15 protein-coding genes, 1 tRNA gene and 1 pseudogene are annotated in these 26,019 nt (G+C 33.7%); 10 read left to right on the top strand and 7 right to left on the bottom strand.

From position 1 onward, the window contains the following. Positions 1-95 precede the first annotated feature (95 nt). The 4 genes from GTZ96_RS04450 to GTZ96_RS04435 form a co-directional block, all read right to left on the bottom strand. Positions 96-1,250 (bottom strand): glycoside hydrolase family 88/105 protein, encoded by a 1,155-nt coding sequence (locus GTZ96_RS04450; protein ID WP_207720141.1) that lies wholly within the window; start codon positions 1,248-1,250, stop codon positions 96-98. Between the two features lie 27 nt (positions 1,251-1,277). Further along, positions 1,278-2,522, bottom strand: a complete 1,245-nt coding sequence (locus GTZ96_RS04445; protein ID WP_161641389.1) for a DUF2264 domain-containing protein — start codon at positions 2,520-2,522, stop codon at positions 1,278-1,280. A gap of 56 nt (positions 2,523-2,578) precedes the next feature. Beyond that, complete coding sequence (locus GTZ96_RS04440) at positions 2,579-6,679, bottom strand: hybrid sensor histidine kinase/response regulator transcription factor (protein ID WP_161641388.1); 4,101 nt, start codon at positions 6,677-6,679, stop codon at positions 2,579-2,581. Positions 6,680-6,893: 214 nt separating this feature from the next. Next, on the bottom strand, positions 6,894-10,013 hold the full coding sequence (locus GTZ96_RS04435) for a glycoside hydrolase family 2 TIM barrel-domain containing protein (RefSeq protein ID WP_161641387.1): 3,120 nt from the start codon (positions 10,011-10,013) through the stop codon (positions 6,894-6,896). A 545-nt stretch (positions 10,014-10,558) separates the two neighbouring features. On the opposite strand from GTZ96_RS04435, the gene GTZ96_RS04430 reads away from it, so the two are divergent. Further along, positions 10,559-11,761: a deoxyguanosinetriphosphate triphosphohydrolase family protein gene (locus GTZ96_RS04430; protein ID WP_161641386.1), complete on the top strand. Its 1,203-nt coding sequence runs from the start codon at positions 10,559-10,561 to the stop codon at positions 11,759-11,761. Between the two features lie 312 nt (positions 11,762-12,073). Here GTZ96_RS04430 and GTZ96_RS04425 read toward each other — a convergent pair. Continuing rightward, positions 12,074-12,153, bottom strand: a tRNA-Leu gene (locus GTZ96_RS04425). Between the two features lie 288 nt (positions 12,154-12,441). On the opposite strand from GTZ96_RS04425, the gene GTZ96_RS04420 reads away from it, so the two are divergent. The 5 genes and pseudogenes from GTZ96_RS04420 to pth all read left to right on the top strand — a co-directional run bounded on the left by GTZ96_RS04420 (position 12,442) and on the right by pth (position 16,657). After that, positions 12,442-13,383, top strand: coding sequence for a ribose-phosphate pyrophosphokinase (locus GTZ96_RS04420; protein WP_161641385.1), 942 nt, complete (start codon positions 12,442-12,444; stop codon positions 13,381-13,383). 77 nt (positions 13,384-13,460) lie between these two features. Next, entirely contained in the window at positions 13,461-14,072 is a 612-nt protein-coding gene (locus GTZ96_RS04415; RefSeq protein WP_161641384.1) for a 50S ribosomal protein L25/general stress protein Ctc, read from the top strand. A gap of 295 nt (positions 14,073-14,367) precedes the next feature. Then, positions 14,368-15,501, top strand: a complete 1,134-nt coding sequence (locus tag GTZ96_RS04410) for a PAS domain-containing sensor histidine kinase (protein ID WP_161641383.1) — start codon at positions 14,368-14,370, stop codon at positions 15,499-15,501. Further along, on the top strand, positions 15,473-15,877 hold the full coding sequence (locus GTZ96_RS04405; protein WP_161641382.1) for a response regulator: 405 nt from the start codon (positions 15,473-15,475) through the stop codon (positions 15,875-15,877). Before GTZ96_RS04410 ends, GTZ96_RS04405 begins: the two co-directional genes overlap by 29 nt. Positions 15,878-15,987: 110 nt before the next feature. After that, a pseudogene (gene pth / locus GTZ96_RS04400) lies at positions 15,988-16,657 on the top strand (aminoacyl-tRNA hydrolase). A 53-nt stretch (positions 16,658-16,710) separates the two neighbouring features. Here pth and GTZ96_RS04395 read toward each other — a convergent pair. Then, a complete protein-coding gene (locus GTZ96_RS04395) occupies positions 16,711-19,401 on the bottom strand; it encodes a reprolysin-like metallopeptidase (RefSeq protein WP_161641381.1) in 2,691 nt (896 codons plus the stop codon). 212 nt (positions 19,402-19,613) lie between these two features. Between GTZ96_RS04395 and GTZ96_RS04390 the strand changes: the two genes are divergently transcribed. From GTZ96_RS04390 to bioB, 4 genes are all read left to right on the top strand, one after another. Beyond that, complete coding sequence (locus tag GTZ96_RS04390) at positions 19,614-20,543, top strand: bifunctional riboflavin kinase/FAD synthetase (RefSeq protein ID WP_161641380.1); 930 nt, start codon at positions 19,614-19,616, stop codon at positions 20,541-20,543. A 117-nt stretch (positions 20,544-20,660) separates the two neighbouring features. Next, the gene (locus tag GTZ96_RS04385) at positions 20,661-21,098 is read left to right on the top strand and encodes a hypothetical protein (protein ID WP_161641379.1); all 438 of its coding nucleotides are present in this window, start codon (positions 20,661-20,663) and stop codon (positions 21,096-21,098) included. 45 nt (positions 21,099-21,143) lie between these two features. Then, positions 21,144-21,581, top strand: coding sequence for a hypothetical protein (locus GTZ96_RS04380; RefSeq protein ID WP_161641378.1), 438 nt, complete (start codon positions 21,144-21,146; stop codon positions 21,579-21,581). Between the two features lie 98 nt (positions 21,582-21,679). After that, the gene (gene bioB, locus GTZ96_RS04375; RefSeq protein ID WP_161641377.1) at positions 21,680-22,765 is read left to right on the top strand and encodes a biotin synthase BioB; all 1,086 of its coding nucleotides are present in this window, start codon (positions 21,680-21,682) and stop codon (positions 22,763-22,765) included. 427 nt (positions 22,766-23,192) lie between these two features. On the opposite strand, the gene GTZ96_RS04370 is transcribed toward bioB, so the two are convergent. Beyond that, positions 23,193-26,019: T9SS sorting signal type C domain-containing protein (locus tag GTZ96_RS04370; RefSeq protein ID WP_161641376.1), on the bottom strand; the 2,827-nt coding region annotated here is incomplete at its 5' end.

Here is a 26,019-nt window from a genome sequence, read left to right as displayed (position 1 = left end):
TTTATTATTGTTCTTTAGATCATTAAAAAATGCGATCGTGTTTTATATTTAAAAACTCAATCGCATTTTAAAAAAATTTAAAAAAATCTGTTAGATCATTTTACAAAACGAGACATTTCTGACGCTGCCAATAAAAAAGCACCCACACCAAAATCGGCAGTAGAGTTTTTATCGACTACTTGTCCCGGAATGGCTTTTTCTCCGATAGGCTGTACATATCCAACCGTACCATCAGCCTGAAGAGCAAAATGGGTTAAATAATCCCATGATTTTTCAACTACAGGCAAATAGGTTGCTTTATCTAAAATTCCATTGTTAATCCCCCATAAATATCCGTAAGTAAAAAATGCGGTTCCGCTGGTTTCTGGTCCTGGTGCATGTTCTGCATCTAAGATACTTCTTGTCCAATAACCCTCTTTTTGTTGGGCATTTGCCAAGACCTTAGCCATATCTTTAAAACGGTTGATGTATTCTTGTTTGTGTTTAGCATTTTTCGGTAAATCTTGAATAATTTTGGCGTAGCCTGCAAAAATCCACCCATCACCTCTGGCCCAAAAGTCTTTTTTCCCATTAGCGCTTTTGTGCTTAGGATACACATATTTTGCATCTCGGAAATACAATTTTGCTTCTTCGTCATACATAATACCATTTGCATGTGTTAAATAAGTATGCAACTTTTCTAAATACATTTCGTTCCCAGTAATCTTATACAACTTAGTCATTACTGGCATAACCATATACAAACCATCTACCCACCACCAATAATCATTTGCTGCAGTACTCATTTCATACTCCATTACTTCACGGGCACGGGCTATTTTATGAGCATCCTTTTTCCCTGTAAAATTGTATAAATCGATATACGTTTGAAAACAAATTTGCCAGTCTCCAAACAGCACATGCTTATCGGTTTCTCCATAATTGTATTTCCACTCCGATTTGTCATTCGATTTGGCTCCCATCCACTGATTTTTCTCAGCCCAAGCCATAGAATAATCCAGATATTTCTTGTTTTTAGTTACCTTATAAGCTTCCATATTCCCGGTATGATAAGCGGCAACATTCCAAAATGCGTTACCCAATTCAGGATGCGTATTTTGCCAACGACTGTTAACGTTATCAATAATAGCAAATACTTCTGCTTTAGATTCCTTTATTGCTACTCCTTGTTTTACTGCTGTACTTTTACAACTAACAACTGCTGCAGCAACAGCAGCCATTAGAATAAAAAATGAGTTTTTAAAATTCATAAATATATAGTTAGATTAGGTGTTTAATTATTTCGATGCATGGTCAATTGCTATTTCCTGTCCTGACCAAATTTTCTTTTGTGTCCAAGGTTGGTAGCCATCACTCCAAAACGAATCGGTTGCTGGTAAACCCAGCACTAAAAAAGCTTGAGCGCACAAATACAAACTTCCTGTTGAGATATAGCCTTCACCAATATTAGGTTGATGTCCGTATAAGCCAATTTGAAGCCAACCGTTTTTATTAAAAGTTCCTGAGACATTCATTTGATTATGAATCATTGTATATAATGCCGAACGAACTTGGGCAGGAGTAATTTCTTTTGGTAATTCTTTCCAAAGCGCAATTTGTGACAACAATTGAAAAGCTCCAAAACGATACGCCAATGATCTCCCAATAGGAGGATAAGTTCCATCAGGAGAAATTAATCTTTCCTGGATAGCGGCATAACGTCTGGCTCGATCTATCTCCGTTTTAAATCCTTCTTTATGGTTGTCATTTTTTTCGTTCAGTGTTTTTAAAATATCTAACTGCATTGGATGAATCACAAAACTATTATAATAATCCCAATGAAAATCAGGACCATCACCAAAAGTTCCATCACCTAAATACCATTTTTTATGTTCTTCTAAAGCATTATTCAATCGCTCTTTATCTTCTTCTTTATCAAATTTAAGTATTGCCGTTTCTACCATACTGGCAAAAAGCAACCAATTACTTTGATACGGCTTGATTACCCTGGATGATTTCAATGCTTTAATTACATTTTCTTTAGTTATAGCATCCAATGGTTCCCAAAGTTGTTTTGGCGCACGAAGCAAAGCCTGGGCAAAAAAAGCCGCGTCAACCAAAGGCTGTTTATCTTTTACAAAATTCATAAAATCTGGAGCATTCGGATCGGTCGCATTATGAATGCATTTTTGAGCCAAATCAATATACTTTGCCCTCAGTTTTCCTTCAGCAGTTGCATCTGCTCCTAATTCCAACCAAGGAGCCATTCCGGACAATAATCGACCAAAAGCCTCCAGATAAGTCACATGCGTTCTTTCATCCCAAGCTCCAGGAGATTTTTCTACAGGCATTAGTTCTTTTAATTGATTTTTGCTCAAAGCTGTTAAAACCGGATCACCAATTTTAATCAAAGAAGACACGAAAAACTCTCGAACTTTTGCCGGTGAATCTTTTTGTAACTTTTTAGACTGCGCACATAAATTATTTATCGACACAAAAAAAACGGCTCCTAATAAGAAGACCTTTTTCAGGTAATTATTCATAAGATGATTTGATTTATTAATAGATTTTCAAACAAGAAATTGGACAATACAAAACTCTATTCAGTAGATTTCCAAAAACTTTCATTCAATATGTATTTGTTATCTTTTACATTTTGGTACTTCTTCTTAAATTCCGAAGGATTCATATTATAAAATTGCTGGAATTGCTTTCTGAAATATTTAATATCACCAAAACCTGCTATGGAAGCCGCCTGACTAATCTGCAAATCAGTTGTAATCAATAAGGTGGCTACTTTTCTTAAACGCACATTTCGTGTAAATTCAGAAACCGACTTGCCTGTTATTTTTTTGATTTTTTTATAAACCAAAGAATGGCTCATCCCCAACTCAATTGCTAAATCTTGCACATTAAAACTTTCAACATCCAAATTCGAATCAATAACTTCGACAATTTTATCCAAAAGTTTTTTGTCTTCATCCGATAATTTTGGACTCACAACCTTTTTTGTAACCGAATTAAGCAAATAATTCTGCTCACTATCACGTCGGGTCAGGATTCCGTTAATTCGCGCTAACAAATAATCATTATCAAATGGTTTTGTAATATAATCATCGGCTCCTACTTCGGCTCCTTTAAGTTTTACATCTTCCGAAGTTCCGCCTGTAAGCAATATTACAGGAATATGTTTTAACTCTTCATCGGACTTGATATGCTTACAAAAGGCAACACCATTCATATCTCCCATAACCACATCAGAGATAATTAAATCAGGCTGTACCTTTCTAATTATTTCCAATGCCTTTTCAGCACTTTCGGCAGCAGTAATACTGTATTTAGGCGCTAATATTTTCTTCAGATAATTTCTTATTTGAGGATTATCGTCCACGATTAAAATACTTTTTGCATCTTTAATTAACTCTTCTACAATTTCTGATTCTTCCTTCTTCTCTAAAATATCTTCTTCTAACACTTTGTCTTCTAAAAATTCTTCTAAGAACAAGGTTCTATCGCTTAAATCTTCCCGTATTTCTATATCTCCAAAATGTTCTCGTCCTAAAGGCAATCTAATTTCAAATGTTGCTCCTCCTTTTTCATTATCAGAACAGATTACCTTACCATGATGCTGACTAACAAATTGTTTCACTAAATAAAGACCAATACCAAATCCTTTGCGATTGTTTTTGATGTTTTTATTCGATTGATAAAAAAGATTGAATATTTTGTCTTTATCAGCATCTGGAACTCCTTCGCCATTATCAACAACATTTACAACAACCTCATTACCAACAGAGCGCAAATGAACTGCAACCACACCATTTTCTTTTTCGGTAAATTTTAAGGCATTCGAAATCAAATTAAACAACGCCATTTCTATTTTTTCCCGATCTGCATAAACGTAGATACTTTCTTCTGAAATACTAAAACTATAGTCTATTTTTTTAGTTTTGGCATGATGTACAAAACAGCTAAACACCTCTTTACAAAGTTCAACAATATCAATTTTTGCAATTTTAAGTTTCCCCGTCTCGGTTTCTGTTTTTCTAAAAAGCAGCAACTGATCTACTAAACTCAATAATCTTCGGGAATTACTATACACCATTTCTATGGCTCCCGGCTCTATTTTTTGACTATCCCCATAAATGATATCTTTAAGAGGATTAATAATCATCGTTAAAGGAGACCTAAACTCATGAGAGATATTGGTAAAAAAAGTTAATTTCTTTTCATTTAATTCTTTTTCCTGTTTGGCTAAATTTTGAGAAAGCTGAACCTCATACTTAAGCTGAGCCTGTTTTCTTTGGTATTTATCCACAACATAAATCACAAAACCAATAGCTAAAACATACAGAAAATATGCCAAAGAACTTCTGTACCAAGGTGGCAATATGGTAATAGGCAATGAGATGGTTTTAGAATTCCAAATTCCTTCAGCATTTGTAGATTTAATTTTTAAAGTATAATCACCTTCTGTTAACCTTGAATAGTTGGCACTTCTTACATTATCGACATAATGCCATTGAGAATCCCAACCTTCTAAAAAATAAGCATAGGATATCTTCTCAGGCAAGCTATACTCTAAAGCCGCATATTCTATGTTTAACATCGACTCATCGTATGGAAGTCTTAATTTATCGATTGCAAAAGGGGTTAATCCTGATTGTTCTAAAGCTTTATTATTTACTTTTATAGACGTAATTATCAGTTTTGGAAAATCATGAATTAGGCTATTTACTTTTGTATCAATAACATTAAAGCCTTTAATCCCTCCAAAAACTATTTCTCCTGTTGAAAGTTTAAGAGCCGCATTGTAATTAAACTGATTGCTTTGCAGCCCATCAGCATCATGATAACTTGAGATTTTTTCGTTCCCAACATTATATACAAAAATACCATTATAGGTACTACACCAATAAGCTCCTTGATTATCCCGAATAATATTTAGAACCGAATTATTAGAAATTCCATCCTTTTGAGTCAGGATTTTTTTTGCTGAAGTTTGAGGATTAAAAATCATCAGTCCTCCTCCTTCGGTACCAACAAGCATTTTTGTATTAGAAATCGAAACAATAGATCGCACAGGGTATTTTACATCAATTTCCTGATGTTTCATTGTCTTTGGGTTAAGTTTAATCAGTTTGGTAAAATTCCCCAACCAAAGATTTCCCTGCAAATCCTCTGTCATTGAAATAATGCCTCTAATTTTTGCATCCACAAAATCAAATTGATCAATAGCATTATTATAACGGTACAATCCTTCTTCATCAGGAGAAGCTGCCCACAGAACACCGTCTCTACTACGAAACAAAACCCAGATATTCTTTTCAACTATATTGTATTTAAGGTTAAAAAGTCGGTATCTTTTAAAACTTTGGGTCTGAGAATTAAAAAGGCAAACTCCTCCTCCATAAGTTCCAAACCAAGTTCCTTTAGCATCTTTTGCAATTGTTGTTACAAAATTATTAGCCAGCGAATTCGGATTGTTCAAACTATAAGAATAATTTGTAAACGTATTATTCTTTTTATCCCATAAACTTGCACCACCACCATCAGTACCTATCCAAAGGTGATTACTGTCTTGTTCGCATAACGAAAGAATAAAATCACTGGGTAGTGTATTTTTTAACTTCTCATTTTTTGAAATAGTAGTAAAAGGACTTTTCTTTTTTTCAATTCTATTGACACCGCCTCTTAGAGTTCCAATCCAAACTCGATTTCCAGTATCTAAATACAAAGACGAAATAGCATTACTATTTAACTTTTCATCATTTAAGCTTGTATTTAATAACGAAAAAGTATCCGAAGTAAAATTATATTTCACAACACCATTCCCATTTGTAGCTATCCAAAGCTCCTTCATATCGGGCTTATACATCAAATCGGCAATAGGATATTGTATTTCCTGATTATTATAAATACGATGCGTTTTATCAACGGTATTGTATTTTAACAAACCTCCATCAATAGCAACCCAAACATTTGAAAAGCCATCATAAAAAACACAATCTCCTTTTAAAATTTCAGAAAATACTACCGAGAGTTTTTTTTCTTTTGCCCCCATCGTTACAATCCCCATACCTTGAACAAACCCCCACAATCTACCCGATTGATCAAAATCAATTCCTTGAATATGATAATCCCATTGCAATTTTCCATTTTCATAAAGCGGAATACAACCTATTTCCCCTCCCTTTTCGGAACAATAAAGCAATCCTCTACCAGCGGTAGCGATGTACATTCTTCTTTTATAATCTTTAACCTTGTTTATAACAATTCCTATTAACTCATTCTTACCCGTTTTAGGATTCACATAATATCGTGTACTAAACCGATTTGTCAAATAACTATAAACACTTATTCCTGTTTTTGTACCAATCCAAACTTCATTTTGAGTCCCACAAATACTTACAACTCTATTATTAATTAACGAATTAGCATCATGAGGTTCATTCCTATAATTCAAAAAATTATATCCATCATACCTACTTATTCCATCATAAGTTCCAAACCACATTAAGCCGCGTTTGTCTTTGTAAACAGAAGTCACCGCATTATTCGCCAATCCGTTTTCGATACCTAAATAGCCAATATCATATTTTTCCTTGAGATAATTTGACATAGACAAGCCCGTAACATCTTGCGATTGAGCCGTAAAAAAAACCAGAAACGTTAAAAACAACAGAATTTTATTTCTCAAAACACATTATGCTTTTGGAGGTTAGGTATAAACTTTTTTTAATCAAATTTATTCATCAAATCTAAAATAGCTAAGATAGTATTTAAACCAACTATTCATAAGCCATCAAATTATTCTAATAAAAAACACGGGAGTGCTTCAATCCCTAAAATTAGAAAAACCCATGAATAAACATCACAGGTTCTCCTAAAGAAACACACAAAAAACCACTAAATTAATTAACTAATGAAATTACGTAAGAATAACTGTATTGTTTATCTAATAATCGATACGCCTCATGAGGCAAACTTCCCCAACTATCATCACCACCAAGACCTCTTTGTTTGTAATCTAAATGCAAGTAAACTGCATCTTTAGAATTCAAATCCAAATCAGATGGATGGCGTTGTGATTTGTTCTTTCCAGGATCTAAATCCTCTATTGGAATATTCAACGCACTAAAACCAATAGGCTGAATTCCTTCTATTTTCAAACCTTGTCCTTTAGCATTTTTTAAACTTAACCAACGAACATCTGTTTTATAACCTGATTCTTGAGGACGAATATAATTTCGAGAATATTGATTCATCACTTTATCTGAATAAGTTCCAACAAACGCAGCCGTATTTCTGTCGGAATAATTTTCCCAAGGCCCTCTTCCATAATAACTCAAATTATCATACGCTCCGTTTAGTTTTAAACGCATCCCAAAACGAGGTAATTCAGGCAATTTTTTATCAGTCACATCAATAGCTGCAGTAACTTTTATCGAACCATTATTTTGAATCAAATAATCTACAGTATAAGGAACATCTGCTTGAGCTAATTGATAAGCCACTTTTATCAGCAAACCTTCTGAAGATTTTTTATCCAAATTCACACTTACAACAGCTGGATTTTTTGATGCTTCTTTCCAAATTACTAATTTATTTGGCATCCCGCTTCCAAAATCATTATCCGTTGGCGCACGCCAGAAATAAGGCGTTGGAAAATTTGAAATCACTGTATCAGCATCATTTTTCGATGTATATTTTAAAATTTCGCCTTTTTTCAAATCAAATTCACCTGTAATACTTTCGGTCTCAAAAGAAAGCACATTGTTTTTAACCACATACTTCAATTTAGACGGACTTTTTGAAGCCATGGAATTATCTTTAAAATAATTGCCTTTTCCTATTACAAATTGCTCTCTGGCAAATTCATATCCTTTAGCAACCAAAGGAGTATCGTATTTTGAAACTGCAAAAACATTTAGAAAATATTCTGAATCCGCATCAATCGAACCTAAATCTAAAGTGACTTTCTTACTTTCTTCTGGATTTACATCCAAATTAAATTCTCCTGACTTGGTTGTTAATCCGTTTTTAATCAATTCCCATTTGAAGGCATAATTAGAAAGATTGGTGAAATTAAAATGATTCGTCACCACTAAACCAGCTTCATTATTGAACTGAAATTGAATATTTTGATATACTTTCTTTACTTCATTCAATGCCGGTTTTGGAGTTCTGTTCGAAAATATAAGTCCATCAGCACAACCATTCTCATCATTTTGCAAATGAGCAGCTCCTAAATCGCCTCCATAAGCCCAAAACTCTACTCCTTTTTCATTTTTAGTTTTTATTCCCTGATCAACCCAGTCCCAAATAAATCCACCTTGCATAAGTTTACTGCTATTGATAATATCCCAATATTCCTGGAAATTTCCACTACTATTCCCCATAGCGTGTGCATACTCACACATAATATAAGGACGTTTTTTATCAGAGTTGGCGTAAGCTTTCATACTCTTAATACTCGGATACATCGGCGCTACAATATCGGTATTACTATTTTCCCCAGCCTGTTCAAACTGAACCGGACGCGTAGAATCTACTTGTTTTAACCAATCGTAAGCATCAAAAAAAACAGGACCGTTTCCACATTCATTTCCTAAAGACCAGATGATAATCGAAGGATGATTCTTATCTACTGCAAACATTCTTTTGATACGATCCAAATGAGCTGGCGCCCATTCCGGTAAAAACGCCGGATGTTTTGTTTTATCAAACCAATTTTGCCATTCTGCTCCCATTCCATGGCTTTCGATATTAGCTTCATCAACTACATAAAAACCGTATTCATCACACAAATCATAGATATGGGTATCATGCGGATAATGACTCATTCTAATAGCGTTAACATTATATTCCTTCATTAACTGAAGGTCTTTCATGGTTAATTCCTTATTTGGCACATGCCCATTTACATCATCATGCTCATGAATATTTACCCCTTTTACCATAACAACCTTACCATTAACTAACAATCGGGCATCTTTGATTTCAACTTTTCTAAAACCTGTTTTTTTAGAAATAACCTCTAATGCTTTCCCTTTATTATCAAGCAAAGTAATAGTATATCGGTACAAATTAGGCGTTTCGGCATTCCATTGTTTTACATTTTCAATTGTTTTGTCGAAGCTGATTTTTTGTTCTTTTGGACTTACTTTTTTGCTTTCCGAAAAAACAACTTTTCCTTCATTGTCAAACAATTCCACTTTTACAGCAGGATTTTTTATTTTATTGTTTTCGAAAGATTTTAAAGTAACATCAAGATTAAAAATTCCATTTTTATATTGACCGTCTAATTCACTCTTTACAAAATAATCCCAAACGGTAGTTTTAGGCATCGCCTGCAAATAAACATCACGTTCGATACCACTTAATCTCCAAAAATCCTGATCTTCTAAATAACTTCCATCATGCCAACGGAATACTTGTACCGCAATTAAATTGTCTCCTTTTTTCAAAAAAGAAGTAATATTAAATTCCGCAGGAGTTTTAGCAGCCTTAGTCATCCCTACCTCTTTTCCATTCAGAAAAACTCTGGCATAGCCAGAAATAGAGGCAAAATGAAGAATAATTTCTTTGTCTTTCCAAGAATCAGCCACTGCAAAACTACGTCTGTAAGTTGCCACAGGATTATAATCGCCACCTATAAATGGAGGATTTTTAGGAAATGGATACGTAATATTAGTATAAATTGGAATATCATAACCTTGCAGTTCCCAGTTGGATGGCACTTGAATGTTTTTCCAATTGGTATCATCCAGACTTGCTGCGAAAAAATCCATCGGCCTTTGTGTTGGATTTTTTACAATATTGAATTTCCAATTCCCATTCAGACTTTGATACAATGTTGATTTTTGGGGATTATTTTCTTTCAATTCCCCTTCATTACTAAATAAAAGAAAGGAGCTTCTACCCGCTTCTTTTCCTCTATCTACAATTTGAGGGTTTTCCCATTCATTCGTCTGAGCAAAATTAATTTGTGAGCTTAAAAACAAAGCAAGTGCTAAAACAATATTCTTCATCTAACTATTTTTGATTATCTAAATTTTAATTCTAAAACAAAACAGAAAATTGTCATTCCAAATTAGCTTAATGCACCACATTAAAAAGACCATCCTAATTATTAACCAAAAAATAAAAACAGCCAACACAAAATAAGGAATGACAAAATCTAGATTACAAATTTAGATAACAACTCAAAAGACAAGAGGGGTATTACAATACAATAGAAGGGGTATATCAATATTAATAGCTTAAAAACAGCCTTTATCCCAATAATTTAGACAAAAGCCTTTTAAAAACAAACCATAAACTATTGAATACTCTTTATAAAAATGAAACCTAAAGAAGTGTTGTTTTGACCCCTAAAATCACTTCAAAAACGACAATAAAAAAGAATCAAAAAAAAAGAGGTCATCTCAAAAACGAGACAGTCAATGAGCGAAAAATCTTGTAAATACAATACCGCACTTGTATTTAGCTAAAATAAATCCTACTTTGGCAATCTAAATTTAAATACCTCCTTGGTATCATTTCTTATAATTTATAATTAAAGAATTAACATATTATGACACTAAATGATTATGTAGCTCAAAAAGAGGCAGAAGTAGAAAAAATTAGCAATATAAGAGAACATGCTTTTCCTGCGTCTACATTATATTATAGAAACGATGCAGATGTAGATTATGCTAGGGTTTTATACTCGTCTTCTGCTAGAAGACTACAAGGTAAAATGCAGTTATTTATCCCTAAGGACAACGTTTTTTATAGAAATAGATTAACACATAGTTTAGAGGTTTCTCAAATATCTAAGATTATTGCACAGAAATTTAGACTCAAAGACACATTAACCGTTCAAACTTGTTCACTAGCTCATGATTTAGGAAATCCTCCTTTTGGTCATGCAGGTGAAGTGTTTTTAAGTGAGTATACTCATTTTCCATATGAAGGAAATGCTCAGTCATTCAGAATACTAACACATCTAGAGGAAAAGCATTATCAATATAATGGACTGAATTTAACTCTAAGGACATTACTTGGTACAATAAAATATTTTAATAATCATCAACAAAATAAAGACAAATTTCTCTATGATGAGGATTATCAAAAAGTAAAAAAATGGTCTGATGATTACGGTATAAAATTGAAAACTATTGATTGTGAAATAATGGACATTGCTGATGAGATTGCTTATGCAGCACATGACCTTGAAGACGCATTGAAATTAAAATACTTTACTGTTGGAGAGCTTTTGCATGAATTTAAAAATAGTAAATTTAAAGATGCTTATGACGATTTAAAAAATCTTGTTGAAATTGCTCAAAAATTTGCAAGCAAATCACATACTTATGATTCTTCTGAAGAATATAGTATTTTACTAAGAAAGGAGCTAACTTCAGGGATTATAAATTCTCTAATAAATGATGTAGAGTTAGTCCAAGATGAAAAAGGAGAATATTATATTGGCTATAAAAAACTTGAAAATTTAGCTAAGGGACTTAAGAAATTAACATTCCATGCAATTAAAAGAAATACAAGTATAATAGAATATGAAAATTTAGGAAAGCATATTTTACAGAATTTATTTGAAATGTATATGGACAAATCATATAATAAGAGCTTAATATTGCTTCCTGCTGATTATAGAGATGAAGATAATTGGGAAAGAACAGTATTAGATTATATTGGAGGCATGATGGATATTTTTGCAATTCAACAATATGAAAAATATTTTGGAAAACTTAAAGATACTGGAATTTACAAGAAATAACATTATTTTAGAAATGAATAAATATCCCTAGTTTGTATAATCCAATAGCACGGATAATCCATACCTCCAACGATAAATCAGCGCTATTGGGTTTTAAATAAAAAAATTAACTCTGAACGTCCTTGATATGTTGTCGCAACGATAACGCGGTTTTGCAAACCGTGCCCGCAAAATTAAGCCACTCAACTAATCTATAAAACCACAAAACTTCAACTGGATTTTTTTTCTTGTTGCCCCCAACGAGCGTCACGCTCATAAATACAAGCAATAAACACAGAAAACAAAAAGCCCCTTCTTTCGAAGAGGCTTTTGTACCCGGAGCCGGAGTCGAACCGGCACGGTTTCCCACAGGTGTTTGAGACCAGCGCGTCTACCAATTCCGCCATCCGGGCTTTAGCAGACAGAGACAAAAACAATTGTCTCAACGCAATAAAGAGATATTTAATGGTAGTCAAACATCTTTTCCTTTAACACGCTGCAAATGTAAAAAATATTCTTAAAGATTCTAAGAAAAATTCTTAAAATTTTACTTTCACAGTCAAATTAATTTTCTAAATTTGCAGCTCGTAAAAACGGAATATACTAACTAACTCCACCCGAGGCATTTATACATAATCAGGCTTTAAAAAAAAGACAAAGCCGAATTGTATGGAGCGCAGCGGAATAAAAAAACATATTAAATGTCACACCTAGAACCAGAAGCTAAAATTTTTGCTTGTTCACAAAGTGTCTATCTTGCAGAAAAAATAGCTGAGAAATACGGTATTCCATTAGGTAAAGTTTCTATGTCACACTACAGTGACGGAGAATTCCAACCTTCTTACGAAGAATCTATCAGAGGTTTACGCGTATTTATTGTTTGCTCTACTTTTCCAAATGCGGATAATTTAATGGAGTTATTATTAATGATTGACGCTGCAAAACGCGCTTCTGCAAGACATATTACTGCGGTTATGCCATACTTCGGTTGGGCAAGACAAGACAGAAAAGACAAACCTAGAGTTCCAATTGGAGCTAAGCTAACAGCTAAATTATTAGAAGCAGCTGGAGCAACAAGAATCATGACCATGGATTTACACGCAGATCAAATCCAAGGGTTCTTTGAAAAACCAGTAGATCATCTTTTTGCTTCTACCATATTCCTGCCTTATGTAGAAAGCCTTAAATTAGACAATCTAACTATAGCTTCACCTGACATGGGAGGTTCTAAAAGAGCTTATGCGTATTCAAAATTCCTGGAATCTGATGTAGTTATTTGTTACAAACAAAGAAAAGAAGCTAACATTATCGACACCATGGAATTAATTGGTGAAGTAAAAGGAAAAAATGTAATCTTAGTGGACGACATGATTGACACTGGAGGGACATTGGCAAAAGCCGCTGACTTAATGATGGAAAGAGGAGCACTTAGTGTAAGAGCCATTTGTACTCACGCTATTTTATCAGGAGGAGCCTACGAGAAAATAGAAAATTCAAAATTAAGCGAATTAATAGTTACCGATTCTATTCCTTTAAAGAAAGAATCAAAGAAAATTAGAGTAGTGAGTTGTGCACCACTTTTTGCAGAAGTAATGCAAATGGTACAACACAACAATTCCATCAGCGGAAAATTTATAATGTAATAACCAAGAGTTATTACAAAAAAGCAGCTTAGGCCGCTTAAAAAGAGAGTATTATTAATAACTATATATTTTTTAAAATGAAATCGATTACAATTAAAGGATCAGAAAGAGAAAGCGTAGGCAAAGTTGCTACTAAAGCCTTACGTAATGCTGGAGCGGTTCCTTGCGTGTTATACGGAGGAGATCAACCAGTTCATTTTTCAGCAGAAGAAAAAGCATTCAAAAACTTGGTTTACACTCCAAACGCTCACACAGTTGTGATTGAATTGGGTAACGGAAAATCATTCAATGCAATTTTGCAAGACATTCAAGTTCACCCAGTTTCTGACAGAATCTTACACATTGACTTCTTTCAATTGTATGATGACAAAGAAATCACTATTGAAGTTCCTGTAAAAATCATTGGTAACTCTAAAGGAGTTATGGCAGGGGGAGATTTACGTTTAAACAACCGTAAATTAAAAGTAAGAGCTTTACCAGCAAATCTTCCAGATTTCGTTGAAGCTGACATTACACCTTTGGACATGGGTAACAAATTATACGTTACTAAAGTTCCAACTCCAAGCTTCAAAATCATGCACCCAGACAACACAGTAATTTGTCAAGTGAAGATTTCTCGTGCTGCTATGAAAGCGGCTCAAGAGGCTGCAAAAGCTGCAAAAGCACCTGCAAAAGGAAAGAAAAAATAATCTTTTTTCAATCATATTTAAAAGCATCAGTTTTTCAACTGGTGCTTTTTTTTGGTTTTTACTATACCCCATTCTGAAATAACAATATCAAAAAGAACCCATCCATTATAAAACCTGAATTCTTAGCAAGAAAAAAAATGTAATCTAACTACTATTATTTTACCAAAAAAAAACATATTAATTAATTTTTATTAATATATTTATACTACTTTTTTGACATATCAAAATAATAACAATTCTGACTTTTGATTAAACACCATAACCTAAACCTAATTAGACAACACGGAAAAAAATCATGGGTACAGCAAAAAAAACACAACAAGGAGATAATGAACTTCCTTACTACAAGCACGCACTTGACCAATCTTCTATTGTTGCAATAACAAACCAAAAAGGAATTATCACTCATGTAAATGAGAACTTTTGCAAGATATCTAAATATTCTAAAGAAGAATTATTAGGGCAGGATCATCGAATTATCAATTCTGGACATCATTCTAAGGAATTTATTAGAGAGATATGGACAACAATTGCTAACGGTAAAATATGGAAAGGGGAATTAAAAAACAAAGCCAAAGACAGCACTTTCTATTGGGTTGACACCACAATTATTCCATTCTTAGATCAATATGGAAAACCATATCAATATGTTGCTATTAGATCTGATATCACAGATAAAAAAAAGGGAGAAGAAGAAATTAAAAAAATGCTTATCAAAGCTGAATACCAAAACAAACAGCTAATAGATTTTTGCAACATTATTTCTCATAATCTTAGAGCCCCATTAGTAAACATTTCTATGCTATTAGATTTCATGGAAGAAACCGAAAAGGAAGATGAAAAAGAAGAAGCTTTTCAAAAAATAGGCCCAGTTGTCAATCATATCAATGAAATATTCAACAAATTAGTAGAATCATTGCAAGTAAAGCAAGATTTAGAAATACTATCGAAAGAATTAGATTTTAGAAAATGTATCGAAAAATCACTAATAGATTTTCAAACACAAATTAAGGAGTACAATATAACTACAGAAATAGATTGCAGCGAAGCCCCAACAGTCTATTATCCCGAAAAATACTTAGATAGCATCTTCTCTAATTTAATAAGTAATGCAATAAAATACAGATCACCTGATAGAAATTTAGTCGTAAAAATCAAAACAAAACAAATCAACAATGACATACACCTTTCAATAGAAGATAACGGCTTAGGCATAAACCTAAAAAGACACAAAGACTCTATATTTAAAATACGGAGAACATTTCATAAACATCCCGATGCTAAGGGACTTGGGCTATTTATGACAAAAACTCAAATTGACGCTATGGATGGAGAGATTTGGGTAGAGAGCCAAGAACAAATAGGATCAACTTTCTTTATAAAAATTAACAATCAAAAAGATGAAAAAAGTAAAAATATTATTGGTTGATGACGACGCAACCTATCTCTTCATAACAAAAAAGATCTTAGAACAACAACAAAATGTAGAACAGATAAATACTTTTATGAATGGACTAGAAGCATTAACGTACCTAAAACAACATTCAAAAGAGGAAAACATCTTACCAAATATCTTATTTCTTGATTTATTCATGCCAATAATGGATGGATGGCAGTTTCTAAATGAATTTACTGAAGTAAAATCAAATCATTTAGAAAAAATAACAATTTACATCTGTACTTCATCTATTTCTCCACATGATGTTGAAAGAGCAAAAAACATAAGCTCAGTTTCTGATTACATTATCAAACCTATATCCAAAATAAAATTAATTGATATATTAAACCAATACATATCTAATTAATTTTTTTTAAAACAACAACTACAAAAAACATTCCTAGATAATTCCAAAATTCACTCCAAATTTTTCTTGCATCAAATTTCTGGATTAACAAATTAGCTTACTTTTGCAAAATGTTAAAATGGATAAACCAGTTATTTTCACCATCAAAAGAAGAGAACACAAGCAATATGAAACCAAAGGTTCACGAACACCAGAAAAAAGTATAAAAAAGTGAGTAATAAATATTTAATTGTAGGATTAGGAAATATAGGTGCCGAATATGTAAACACACGTCACAATATTGGATTTAAAGTATTGGATTATTTCGCTAAAAAAGAGAATCTTGATTTCCAGACCGTGAAATTAGGTTCTTTAGCCGAATACAAATTCAAAGGAAGAAGTTTTTTTCTTTTAAAACCCAATACCTACATGAATTTAAGCGGAAAAGCAGTTCAATATTGGATGGAAAAAGAAAATATCCCACTAGAGAATATTTTTGTTATTACTGACGATTTAAATCTCTCTTTTGGAACCATCCGAATCAAACCCAAAGGCAGTGATGGTGGCCACAACGGTTTAAAAAGCATCAATCTGGTATTAAACACCAATCAATATACCCGTTTTCGTTTCGGAATAAGTGACGAATTCAAAAAAGGAAGACAAGTAGATTATGTACTAGGAGAATGGAATGCCGCCGAAAACGAAGCACTCCCAGAACGACTGGAAGTAGCTTCTGAAATCATTAAATCTTTTGGAACTGCTGGTCTAGAAAACACAATGACATCATTTAATGGAAAATAAAAAAAGGCTGGAAATACAGATTTCCAGCCTTTTTCCACTATAAATCACAACCCCTAATTAACAATCATTTTGGTTGTTTTTTTGGTGTCTCCATCCATCAACGTTACAAAGTAAATTCCCGCTTGAGGCTTATTTGGTAACTGAATATCTTCATCAAAACCACCATTATTAGGATATTTTTTATCGAATATCCTTTTCCCAGAAACATTATAAACCAAAATTTCAATCGTATTATTAGAAGAAGTACTAATGTATTTTACATTGAAATTACCATCGTTAGGATTAGAACTTACTCTTAAATCCGTAGTTATTTCTTCATAAGGCACTAAAGTATAGTTCTGCGTACAAATAGCAACCGAAGCCGAATTTAAAACCCCTGTATCATTGGTAAAAATATCCCGAATACGCAATGACCAGATTCCTTGTGGATTTTCGCCATTAAAATCACCTAAAACTCCCAAAGGAGCAACAGTTTGCAAAACAGTGTTTCCACAAGACAAATCCCCTCCAGCATCATCATAATTCAACAACAAATGACCATTAGTAGTACCACATCCATTATAAAACAACTTTACAACAGTTCCTTGCGGACTCACAAGTTCCATCTGTACATCTGAAAAATAAGTATGCGAAATATCAACATTTACATTCACATCAAGTATAGTAGAAGAGGTAGCAGGAACAGTTGTTGTCTTAGAAACAAAATTTCCTTGTTCAGGTATATTAAACGGAGTTGTTAAAATAGTATACGTTTGACAACTTGACTCAACCGTATATCCAATTGCAAAGGTCTTACTATTGACAGCGTAATAAATATTATCCGTTGGCTCTATTAAAATTCTACAATATTGTGACGAAACATTAGGCACAATAATCGTTTCGGAACCATCATTGGCAACAGCCGAAGCCAGAACAGTTGAAAAGCTAACTCCATTATCAGTAGAAAGTTTAATATTAACTTTTGAAGAACCAGCCAAAACATCCGTTCCATTTACATTCCAGGTAATGATTTGATTCGTATTTTGAAACCAACTTAAATTGTCAATATTTTGAGAAGTCACTTCAAATGGCCCTGCCGTTCCACTCACATTAACCACCATTTCATCTGAAAGAGTTTGAGCTAATCCCTCGGCAGCATTATCTCTGGCAGTTAAAACAAAATGAAGCGTCCTGGCAACTGCAGACACCGACTCCCATTTGCTAGTCAATCTTCCTGCTGAAACATTATCAAAACCTGGCATGTACCTAACAGGAGTGCTTACCGGAGGAAAAGACCTAAAAAGTGGCCCATTGGTTTTAGTACTCAATGCAAGACTTAAATCGCCACTTGCTGTAGTTGCGGAATCATTTTCTTCCCAGGCATAAGTAACAGCTGTTGATGAACTTCCCGTTCCTTTCAAAACAAAGGCTGTTCCTTTTGGGATCGTATAATCAGCTCCCGCGTTTACCGTTGGTGCACTAGCACTAATAGTAGTCGTTACAGGACAAGTTTTAGTCGCTAAGTTATTCTGAATTTGACTAATACTTACAAAAGAAAAATAATCATTTGAATGCAGCTCCACATCATAATCAGTAGTAATCCCTGCATATCCCATCACTGTAGAACCACTCCCCGGCTCAATACTTACTCCCGCTCCTTCTATATCATAAGAAAAAGTATGATTAGCCCCTAATTGATGCCCCATTTCATGAGCCACAAAATCAATATCAAAAGTATCTCCTTTAGGAATTCCATTAGAAGGCGAAGTATAAGCACTTCCTTTTCCGGCATTACAAACACAACCGATACAACCAGCATTACCACCACCACCAGTTGCACCAAATAAGTGACCAATGTCATAATTAGCACTACCTATAACGCTTGTCAAATTATTTTGAAGTTCAGCACTCCAAGTCCCATCAGTATTCTCATCACCTACCCCTATACTTGCTGCAGAATAAGGATCAGTAGTAGCATCAGTATAAACAATAAGATTATTATTAGCTATAATCAGTAATTTCACGGCCAAATCTCTATTAAAAATTCCATTAACTCTGGTAATTGTAGCATTCATAGCCGACAAAGCCACAGCTACAGTAGGAGTAGCAGTGCCACTATGATATTTAGCGTATTCTCCCGTACAAGATAAAGCCAATCTTAAAGTCCTGAATTTTTTATCACTTGACACCAATTTAGCACTTTGATTCGCTGTTTTTTTACTCAAACCAGATTCATCGGCAGTAGTACAACTAAAAGGCAAACGCTCTTTTAATTTATCTTTAGAATCAAAAACCACATACAAATCATTATTTCCCGTGTCTTTTTCAATAAATTCCATCTGATTTCCTTTCCTGATAATCATCGTTTGTATTCCCAATGGAGACATACTAAAATTCAAAACAGCAGTAGGATCTGTAATACCTGTTCCCGAATAAGACCTGATTTCCGGATATTTTGCCTGAAGTTCAGGTTCGAAATTTGAATCCTCACGAATAACAAATTTTTCTAAACCACCTTTAACATTAGGCACCGTAATTTGGATAGTATTATTTAAAAGGATCTTATCCTGAACCTTCTCAAGTTTGGCTTTTAAAGTCTCTTCATCAAGTTGAAATAAAATTGGATCATTCGTCTCTAATTTCCCTAACAATTTGGCTGTGGCCTGAGTAGCGGACGGATTTATTCTTTTCCATGGATCTTTATCTTGAGCATGAATAACTGAAAACCACAACAAAAGAAATACGAATACACTATTTATTTTCATGACTAGCTTATATTTTATGTCTCAAAAATAAAGCATTTAAATCAAAATATATTCAACAGCATGTATTTTTAATTAAACCTAAAAAACAAACTCATTCACACAATATGATTTCATTTTTGTTAGATTCGACAGAAATACTTCAAAAATAGAATCGGCATATCATTAAATTTAAATTAGATAGTATAAATTTGCACTACTATAAAATATTTGCTTTGAAGATTTTTCATTCTATAAAAGATTTCAGTTCTCCAAAAAAAACAATCCTTACTTTAGGCACCTTTGATGGGGTACATATTGGACATAAAAAAATACTGGAAAAAGTAATTCAAAACACTCTTGACGAAAAACACGAAAGTCTTGTTCTTACTTTTTTTCCACATCCAAGAATGATTTTACAGGAACGTTCAGAAATAAAGCTTCTGAATACCATTCCTGAAAAGGTAAACCTACTAGAACAATTAGGAATACAAAATCTTGTTATCCATCCTTTTGATGAAAGTTTTTCAAGATTAACTGCCGAAGAATTCGTAAAAACGGTACTTGTTGAACAATTTAAAATTCACAAAATAATCATTGGTTACGACCATCGATTTGGAAGAAACAGAACTGCCGACATCAATAATTTAATTGAATTTGGCAAAAAATACGGTTTTGAAGTAGAACAAATATCGGCACAAGAAATCAATGACATTTCAGTAAGTTCAACAAAGATTAGAAATGCTATCCAAGAAGGAAACATGCTTCTGGCTAACAAATATCTGGGTTACGACTATTTTTTAACCGGAACCATAATCAAAGGCAAACAACTGGGAAGAACCATCGGTTTTCCAACTGCCAATCTTAACATAGAGGAAAATTACAAACTTATTCCGCTAAAAGGAGTTTATATTGTAAGCAGTCAAATCAACGGACAAAAAGTGTACGGTATGATGAATATTGGCCTCAACCCAACTGTTGGCGGCGAACAGCTGTCAGTAGAAATTCATTATCTAGACTTTGATGCCGATTTATACGATCAAAAAATTACTGTTTCGATTTTAAAACGCATTCGTGGAGAAGAAAAATTTGACTCTATAACTTTATTGAAAGACCAAATTGAGAAAGACAAAATCCAAACACTTTCTTACATCAAAGAACTTTAGAATCAAATAAAAAAACGTCCATTTTATTAAACAAACTCCTGTTTTTTACGTAAATTTGATAGACAATACCCTATTTATCAAAGAAGTATTTTTTATCAACCTTAAAAAATTAAGCGTATGAAACTGCCAAAAGAATTATACAACGGAGTTATTATTTTTATAGGTATTGCTCTTTATTTTTTGCTAATGGAGGTTTTGCACCTTTCTAATTTATTTTTCTTAAGACTATTCAACATTGTATTTATCTATTATGGTGTTAATAGAACTTTAAAATCTAATTTTAACGAAGGCAAAACTGATTTTGCTGATAATGCCATTTCAGCATTATTAACTGCATTAGCCGGTGTGCTTTTTAGCATTATGGGCTTAGTAGCCTATATCTATGCTAAAGGAGGAGACGAATACATTAAAACATTATCAGAATCATTATTGTTTGTAGGAAGTCCTTCTGTAATGACCTATAACATTTCTTTACTTTTTGAAGGAATTGTTTCGGCGGTAATTGTAACTTTTTCTCTAATGTTGTATTGGAAGAAAAAATATCCGTCAGACTAAAACCTACCATCTTAAAATTCATCTTTTAATTTCAATTCAGCCAAAATGAAACCATCTAAAGAAATTATAAACGGATTTATTATTTTCATAGCTATTAGTATTTACTTTCTTTTGATGGAAACTTTAAATCTGGCTCATTTGTTTTATTTACGCTTTTTAAATGTACTTTTTGTTTTTTATGGAGTCAATAGAACCATTCAGATGAATCTAAAAGAAAACCAAAAAAAGTTTGTCTCAAATGCAGTTTCTGCCATGTTAACCTCAATAATTGGTGTTGTTTTAAGCATCATTGGTCTTGTTATTTACAGCTATTTACAAGGCGGGGATGCATTTGTAGCCTCTTTATCAGAAACTTTCCTTTTTGGGGGCAATCCTACCATTGATGCCTACTCTTTATCATTATTGTTTGAAGGCATTGCTTCATCAGTAATTGTCACTCTTTTATTAATGTTGTATTGGAATAATCAATTTTCATCTGATTAATAATTCAACTGTTCTTTGGTTACCATTCCTTTTTAAAGCTATCGCATTGCCATTTTGAACATTTTGACTACTTTTGACCCATCAAAAAAGACAATACAATGAGTATTACAAAACACGATTGGACAAAAGAAGAGATTATCGCCATATATAATAAACCTATGATGGATTTGCTTTTTGAAGCAGCATCTATTCATAGAGAACACCACGATCCAAATGTGGTTCAAGTATCTACTTTATTATCTATAAAAACAGGAGGTTGTCCAGAAGATTGTGGCTATTGTCCTCAAGCAGCACGTTATAACACAGGTGTTGAAGGAAACGATTTAATGAGTGTTAGCCAAGTTAAAGCACAAGCTTTACGTGCAAAATCTACAGGTTCTTCCCGTGTTTGTATGGGAGCTGCTTGGAGAAACGTAAAAGACGGCCCTGAATTTGACCAGGTTTTAGAGATGGTTCGTACCATCAATAAACTAGATATGGAAGTATGTTGTACTCTGGGTATGATTACCGAAAATCAGGCTCACCGTTTAGCCGAAGCTGGTTTGTATGCCTATAATCACAATTTAGATACTTCTGAAGAATATTATAAAGATGTTATTTCGACAAGAGGATTTGAAGACCGTTTAGAAACTATAGAAAATGTTCGTAAAACAAATGTTACTGTTTGTAGCGGAGGAATTATTGGAATGGGAGAAAGCATCGAAGACCGTGCAGGAATGCTGGTAGCACTTTCAACTTTAAACCCACAACCAGAATCAGTACCTATCAATGCTTTAGTTGCCGTTGAAGGAACTCCAATGGAAGAAGAAAAACCTGTTGAAATCTGGGAAATGATTCGAATGGTAGCCACTACTCGTATTGTTATGCCAGAAACTCAAGTACGTTTGTCTGCAGGAAGAACTAATATGAGTCGTGAAGGACAAGCCATGTGCTTTTTTGCTGGTGCCAATTCGATTTTTGCTGGTGACAAACTACTAACAACTCCAAACCCTGATGTTAACGAAGACATGAAAATGTTTGAAATGTTAGGCTTGAATCCGCAAAAACCATTTACTAAAGTTTCACAACCACAAACTGTTGAAGCAGCCGATTCTCAATTTGCCCCTTTAGGCGAAAAACCAAAATGGTCTCGTCCGGGACACACAATTGAGCGTAATATAGAAGCATCAGTTAAAGGAAAATAACCATTCTTAAAACATAAAAAAATCCATTAGAAACTTAGAGCCTGTTTAAAATTCATCAAAATTAACTTCCCCAATCCCTAAAGGGTGTAATTTTGATGAATTTTCAAGAAATTTTCCGCCCTTTAGGGACGGGGAAAAGAAAATTTATTTTTTTAAAATAAATTTAAACAGGCTCTTAATCTAATGGATTTTTTATTTAAAAAAGCCTGAGCTTTTACCTAGACTTTATACCATTTAGAAATATAAAATAATCCGATTTTCCGACTCCCTCTCCTTTGGAGTTGGGGTAAGGTAAACAAAAAACTGTTTTATAATTCTAAATGGTATAATTACAGTCAACTTTTTTCAGAACGAGACAGACAAAAAATCCCGATTACTTTCGCAATCGGGATAATTATAAATCCAAAACTTAGTTAGTGACTCTGTACTAATAAATTATTTTTGTGGAAGTTATTTTTCCATTTGCCAAAACTACATTTACAAAAAGTACTTGTTGACTAGATAACAAATGCTGAACCACATAATCATTGGCAGAAACACCCTCTTTTTGATAAAGAATATTTCCTGAAATATCATAAATAATAATCTTTGATATCAAATCTTCAATAGAACTTACACCAATTTCATTGTTATTTACTGAAACAAATACCGTTTCAACCACTTGTGGTGTATCAACCACCGGCTGAACAGCATTTTTATCTACATATCTTAACACAAAACGAGTATTAAACCTTCCTATCTCAGTACTAAAAATATAAGATGATTTAGTCAAATCATGAAGAACCTTCAGTACTGTATCTTCTAAAAATATTGTTTGTGATGTTAATTCTCCATCAGTATGGTCGATGCTAATTTGGAAATCGCCCTTTATCGTTGATTTATATCCTAAAGCTACGCTGTCTTTTTTTACAAAAGGTAATGCACGCCCTTGAATAGATAGATTTACCGCATTATTTATACTATAAAAATCAACATATTGATTTCCATCATAAGTAACTCCATCAAAACCAGCATCATAATTATTCGTTGCTCCAGTGATATAACCTATTAACATCTGCTTATAAGCTCCTTCCTTATTGGTTAAGTTCAACCAAATACGACTTTTTTCGGTTGTAGCAGCAGTAATAGATTTAGAAGTTGTACTTAATTTAAAAAACTGCGAATTATTCACACCTGAAGTCCCTCCTACAATTCGCATACTATTATTAAACACTACATTACCGGCAGCCTTTGTTGGCGCAAAAAAACCTTGACCCGCAGCAATCATTCCTGTAGCACCAACACCTCCTGTATTATTATAAGTAATATAATCATTTGTGTTATACTTATAAGCATTAGTAGCAATGGCGTTAATTGGAGATGTATTATGAGTCCAAAAATAAAGTGTTCCTTCTAACACAGCCGAATTGGCTTCCAAAAACGCATCCGCATTAATAGCTGATGGATAAGGATTCCCTAGAAGATATGATTTATTTCCTACTAATGATGACAAAGTCACCACACCATTATTCGGTTTACCAATAAACACAGGACTCGTATCAATTGCCGCATCAGTAACGCTAAATGTCTGCGGAGCTCTGATAAGATATCCATTACCTGCTACCATAGTAGCTAATCCATAATATGAAATTACCCATCCATTATTATAACTATAGTATTTATCATAAAGTGTATTTGGCGACAAATTATATAAAGTTTGCCCCACTACTGGAGATGACCAATAGGTAAAATCATAGCGTTTTACATAATTAGTATAGCGTTTGTAGTTTATGTTTCCTGAATTGATAGCTGCATCATTAATTTGAACCAAACTTGCATTGTTTTCAAAAATAAGAGAACCTGTACTAGCTATATCAACACCATTTTCAATCTTCAAAGTACGTCCTGATTTTATGGTAACAGCTGCTGTTCCTGTAACCTGACAAGAACAACCTTCGAGATTAACATCATTCAAATTTGAATAATCCGAAGCAAAAACTAATCTTTGATTAATTGTTGGAGTGCCATTACTCCAAGAACCAGATGACCAAGTATTTGTAACTGAACTAATGATAGTAACATCTACAGAAGCAGAAGTACAATCTCCATTAGAAATAGTGAAATTATAATTCCCAGGAAGAAGTCCTGTTATTGTTTGTGTTCCTCCACCAATAATAATAACAGTATCATTATGACTTCCAGTTTGAATAATTGTTCCATTAGCTGGCAGACCACTTAATAATACACTTCCTGTTGGCACAACACAATTAGGATTAGTTGGAGCTCCTGCAGTTGGAGTTGACGGCAAAGAATTAACCATTATTATACTGCTATTTGAAATTGCAGGCGAACCAGTTGAACAAGGAGTCGCATTTGATGTCATCTCACAAGTAACAACATCCCCATTGACCAATGCTGCATTTGTGTAAGTACTCGAATCCGAACCAACATTTCCACCGTTTAATTTCCATTGATAACTCGGTGTTGTACCTCCATAAGTTGGAGTAGCTGTAAACGTCACAGATGTTCCTGAACAAATTGCTCCTGAAGGAAAAGCTGAAACACTTACCGAAGCAGCTAAGTTTGGATTGACTGTTATAGTCCCTGTTGTACTATTCGAAGCACTACATGTCCCACTGGTTACAACAGCTCTGTAATAAGTAGTTGCAGTTAGATTAGTAGCTGTTAATGTCGTCGTTGTATTAGCAATATCAGTTACAGATGAAGCAAAAGTACCCGATGGTGATGATTGCCATTTAGTAATAGAACCTGTATAACCACTTAAAGTTAACGTTGTGCTATTTGTACCCGTACACACAGAAGTACTACCAGCAATACTTCCTCCAACTGATGCAGGATCAACTGTTACTAACCAACTTCCTGAAGACACCGTGAATGTTGTATTACAAGTATTGTCCTTAGCATATCGTGTATAAGTTGTATTAGCTGTCAATCCTGTTGGCGGATCATAAGTAGCCGAATTCGAACTTGCAATATCAACTCCATTGGCTTGCCATTTATAAGTAATAGTATTATCTCCACCACTGGATGCTGTGGCACTTCCTATAGTAGTTACCGGTGTACCACCGTTACATATCGTTTCCCCCGTGGTAGTGATTGTACCTGATGTAAAAACTGAACGTACTGTAACTGTCCAAGTTCCTGTTGATACCGTTGGTGTGGTATTACAGGTTCCGTCTTTCGCATAACGCTGATAGCTTGTTGTTGTCGTTAATCCAGCAGGTGGCAAATAAGTGGAACTTGTAGCCCCAGAT

The organism is Flavobacterium undicola, assembly GCF_009909155.2.
Taxonomy (GTDB): domain Bacteria; phylum Bacteroidota; class Bacteroidia; order Flavobacteriales; family Flavobacteriaceae; genus Flavobacterium; species Flavobacterium undicola.
This window is presented reverse-complemented; position numbering and strand designations above follow the sequence as displayed.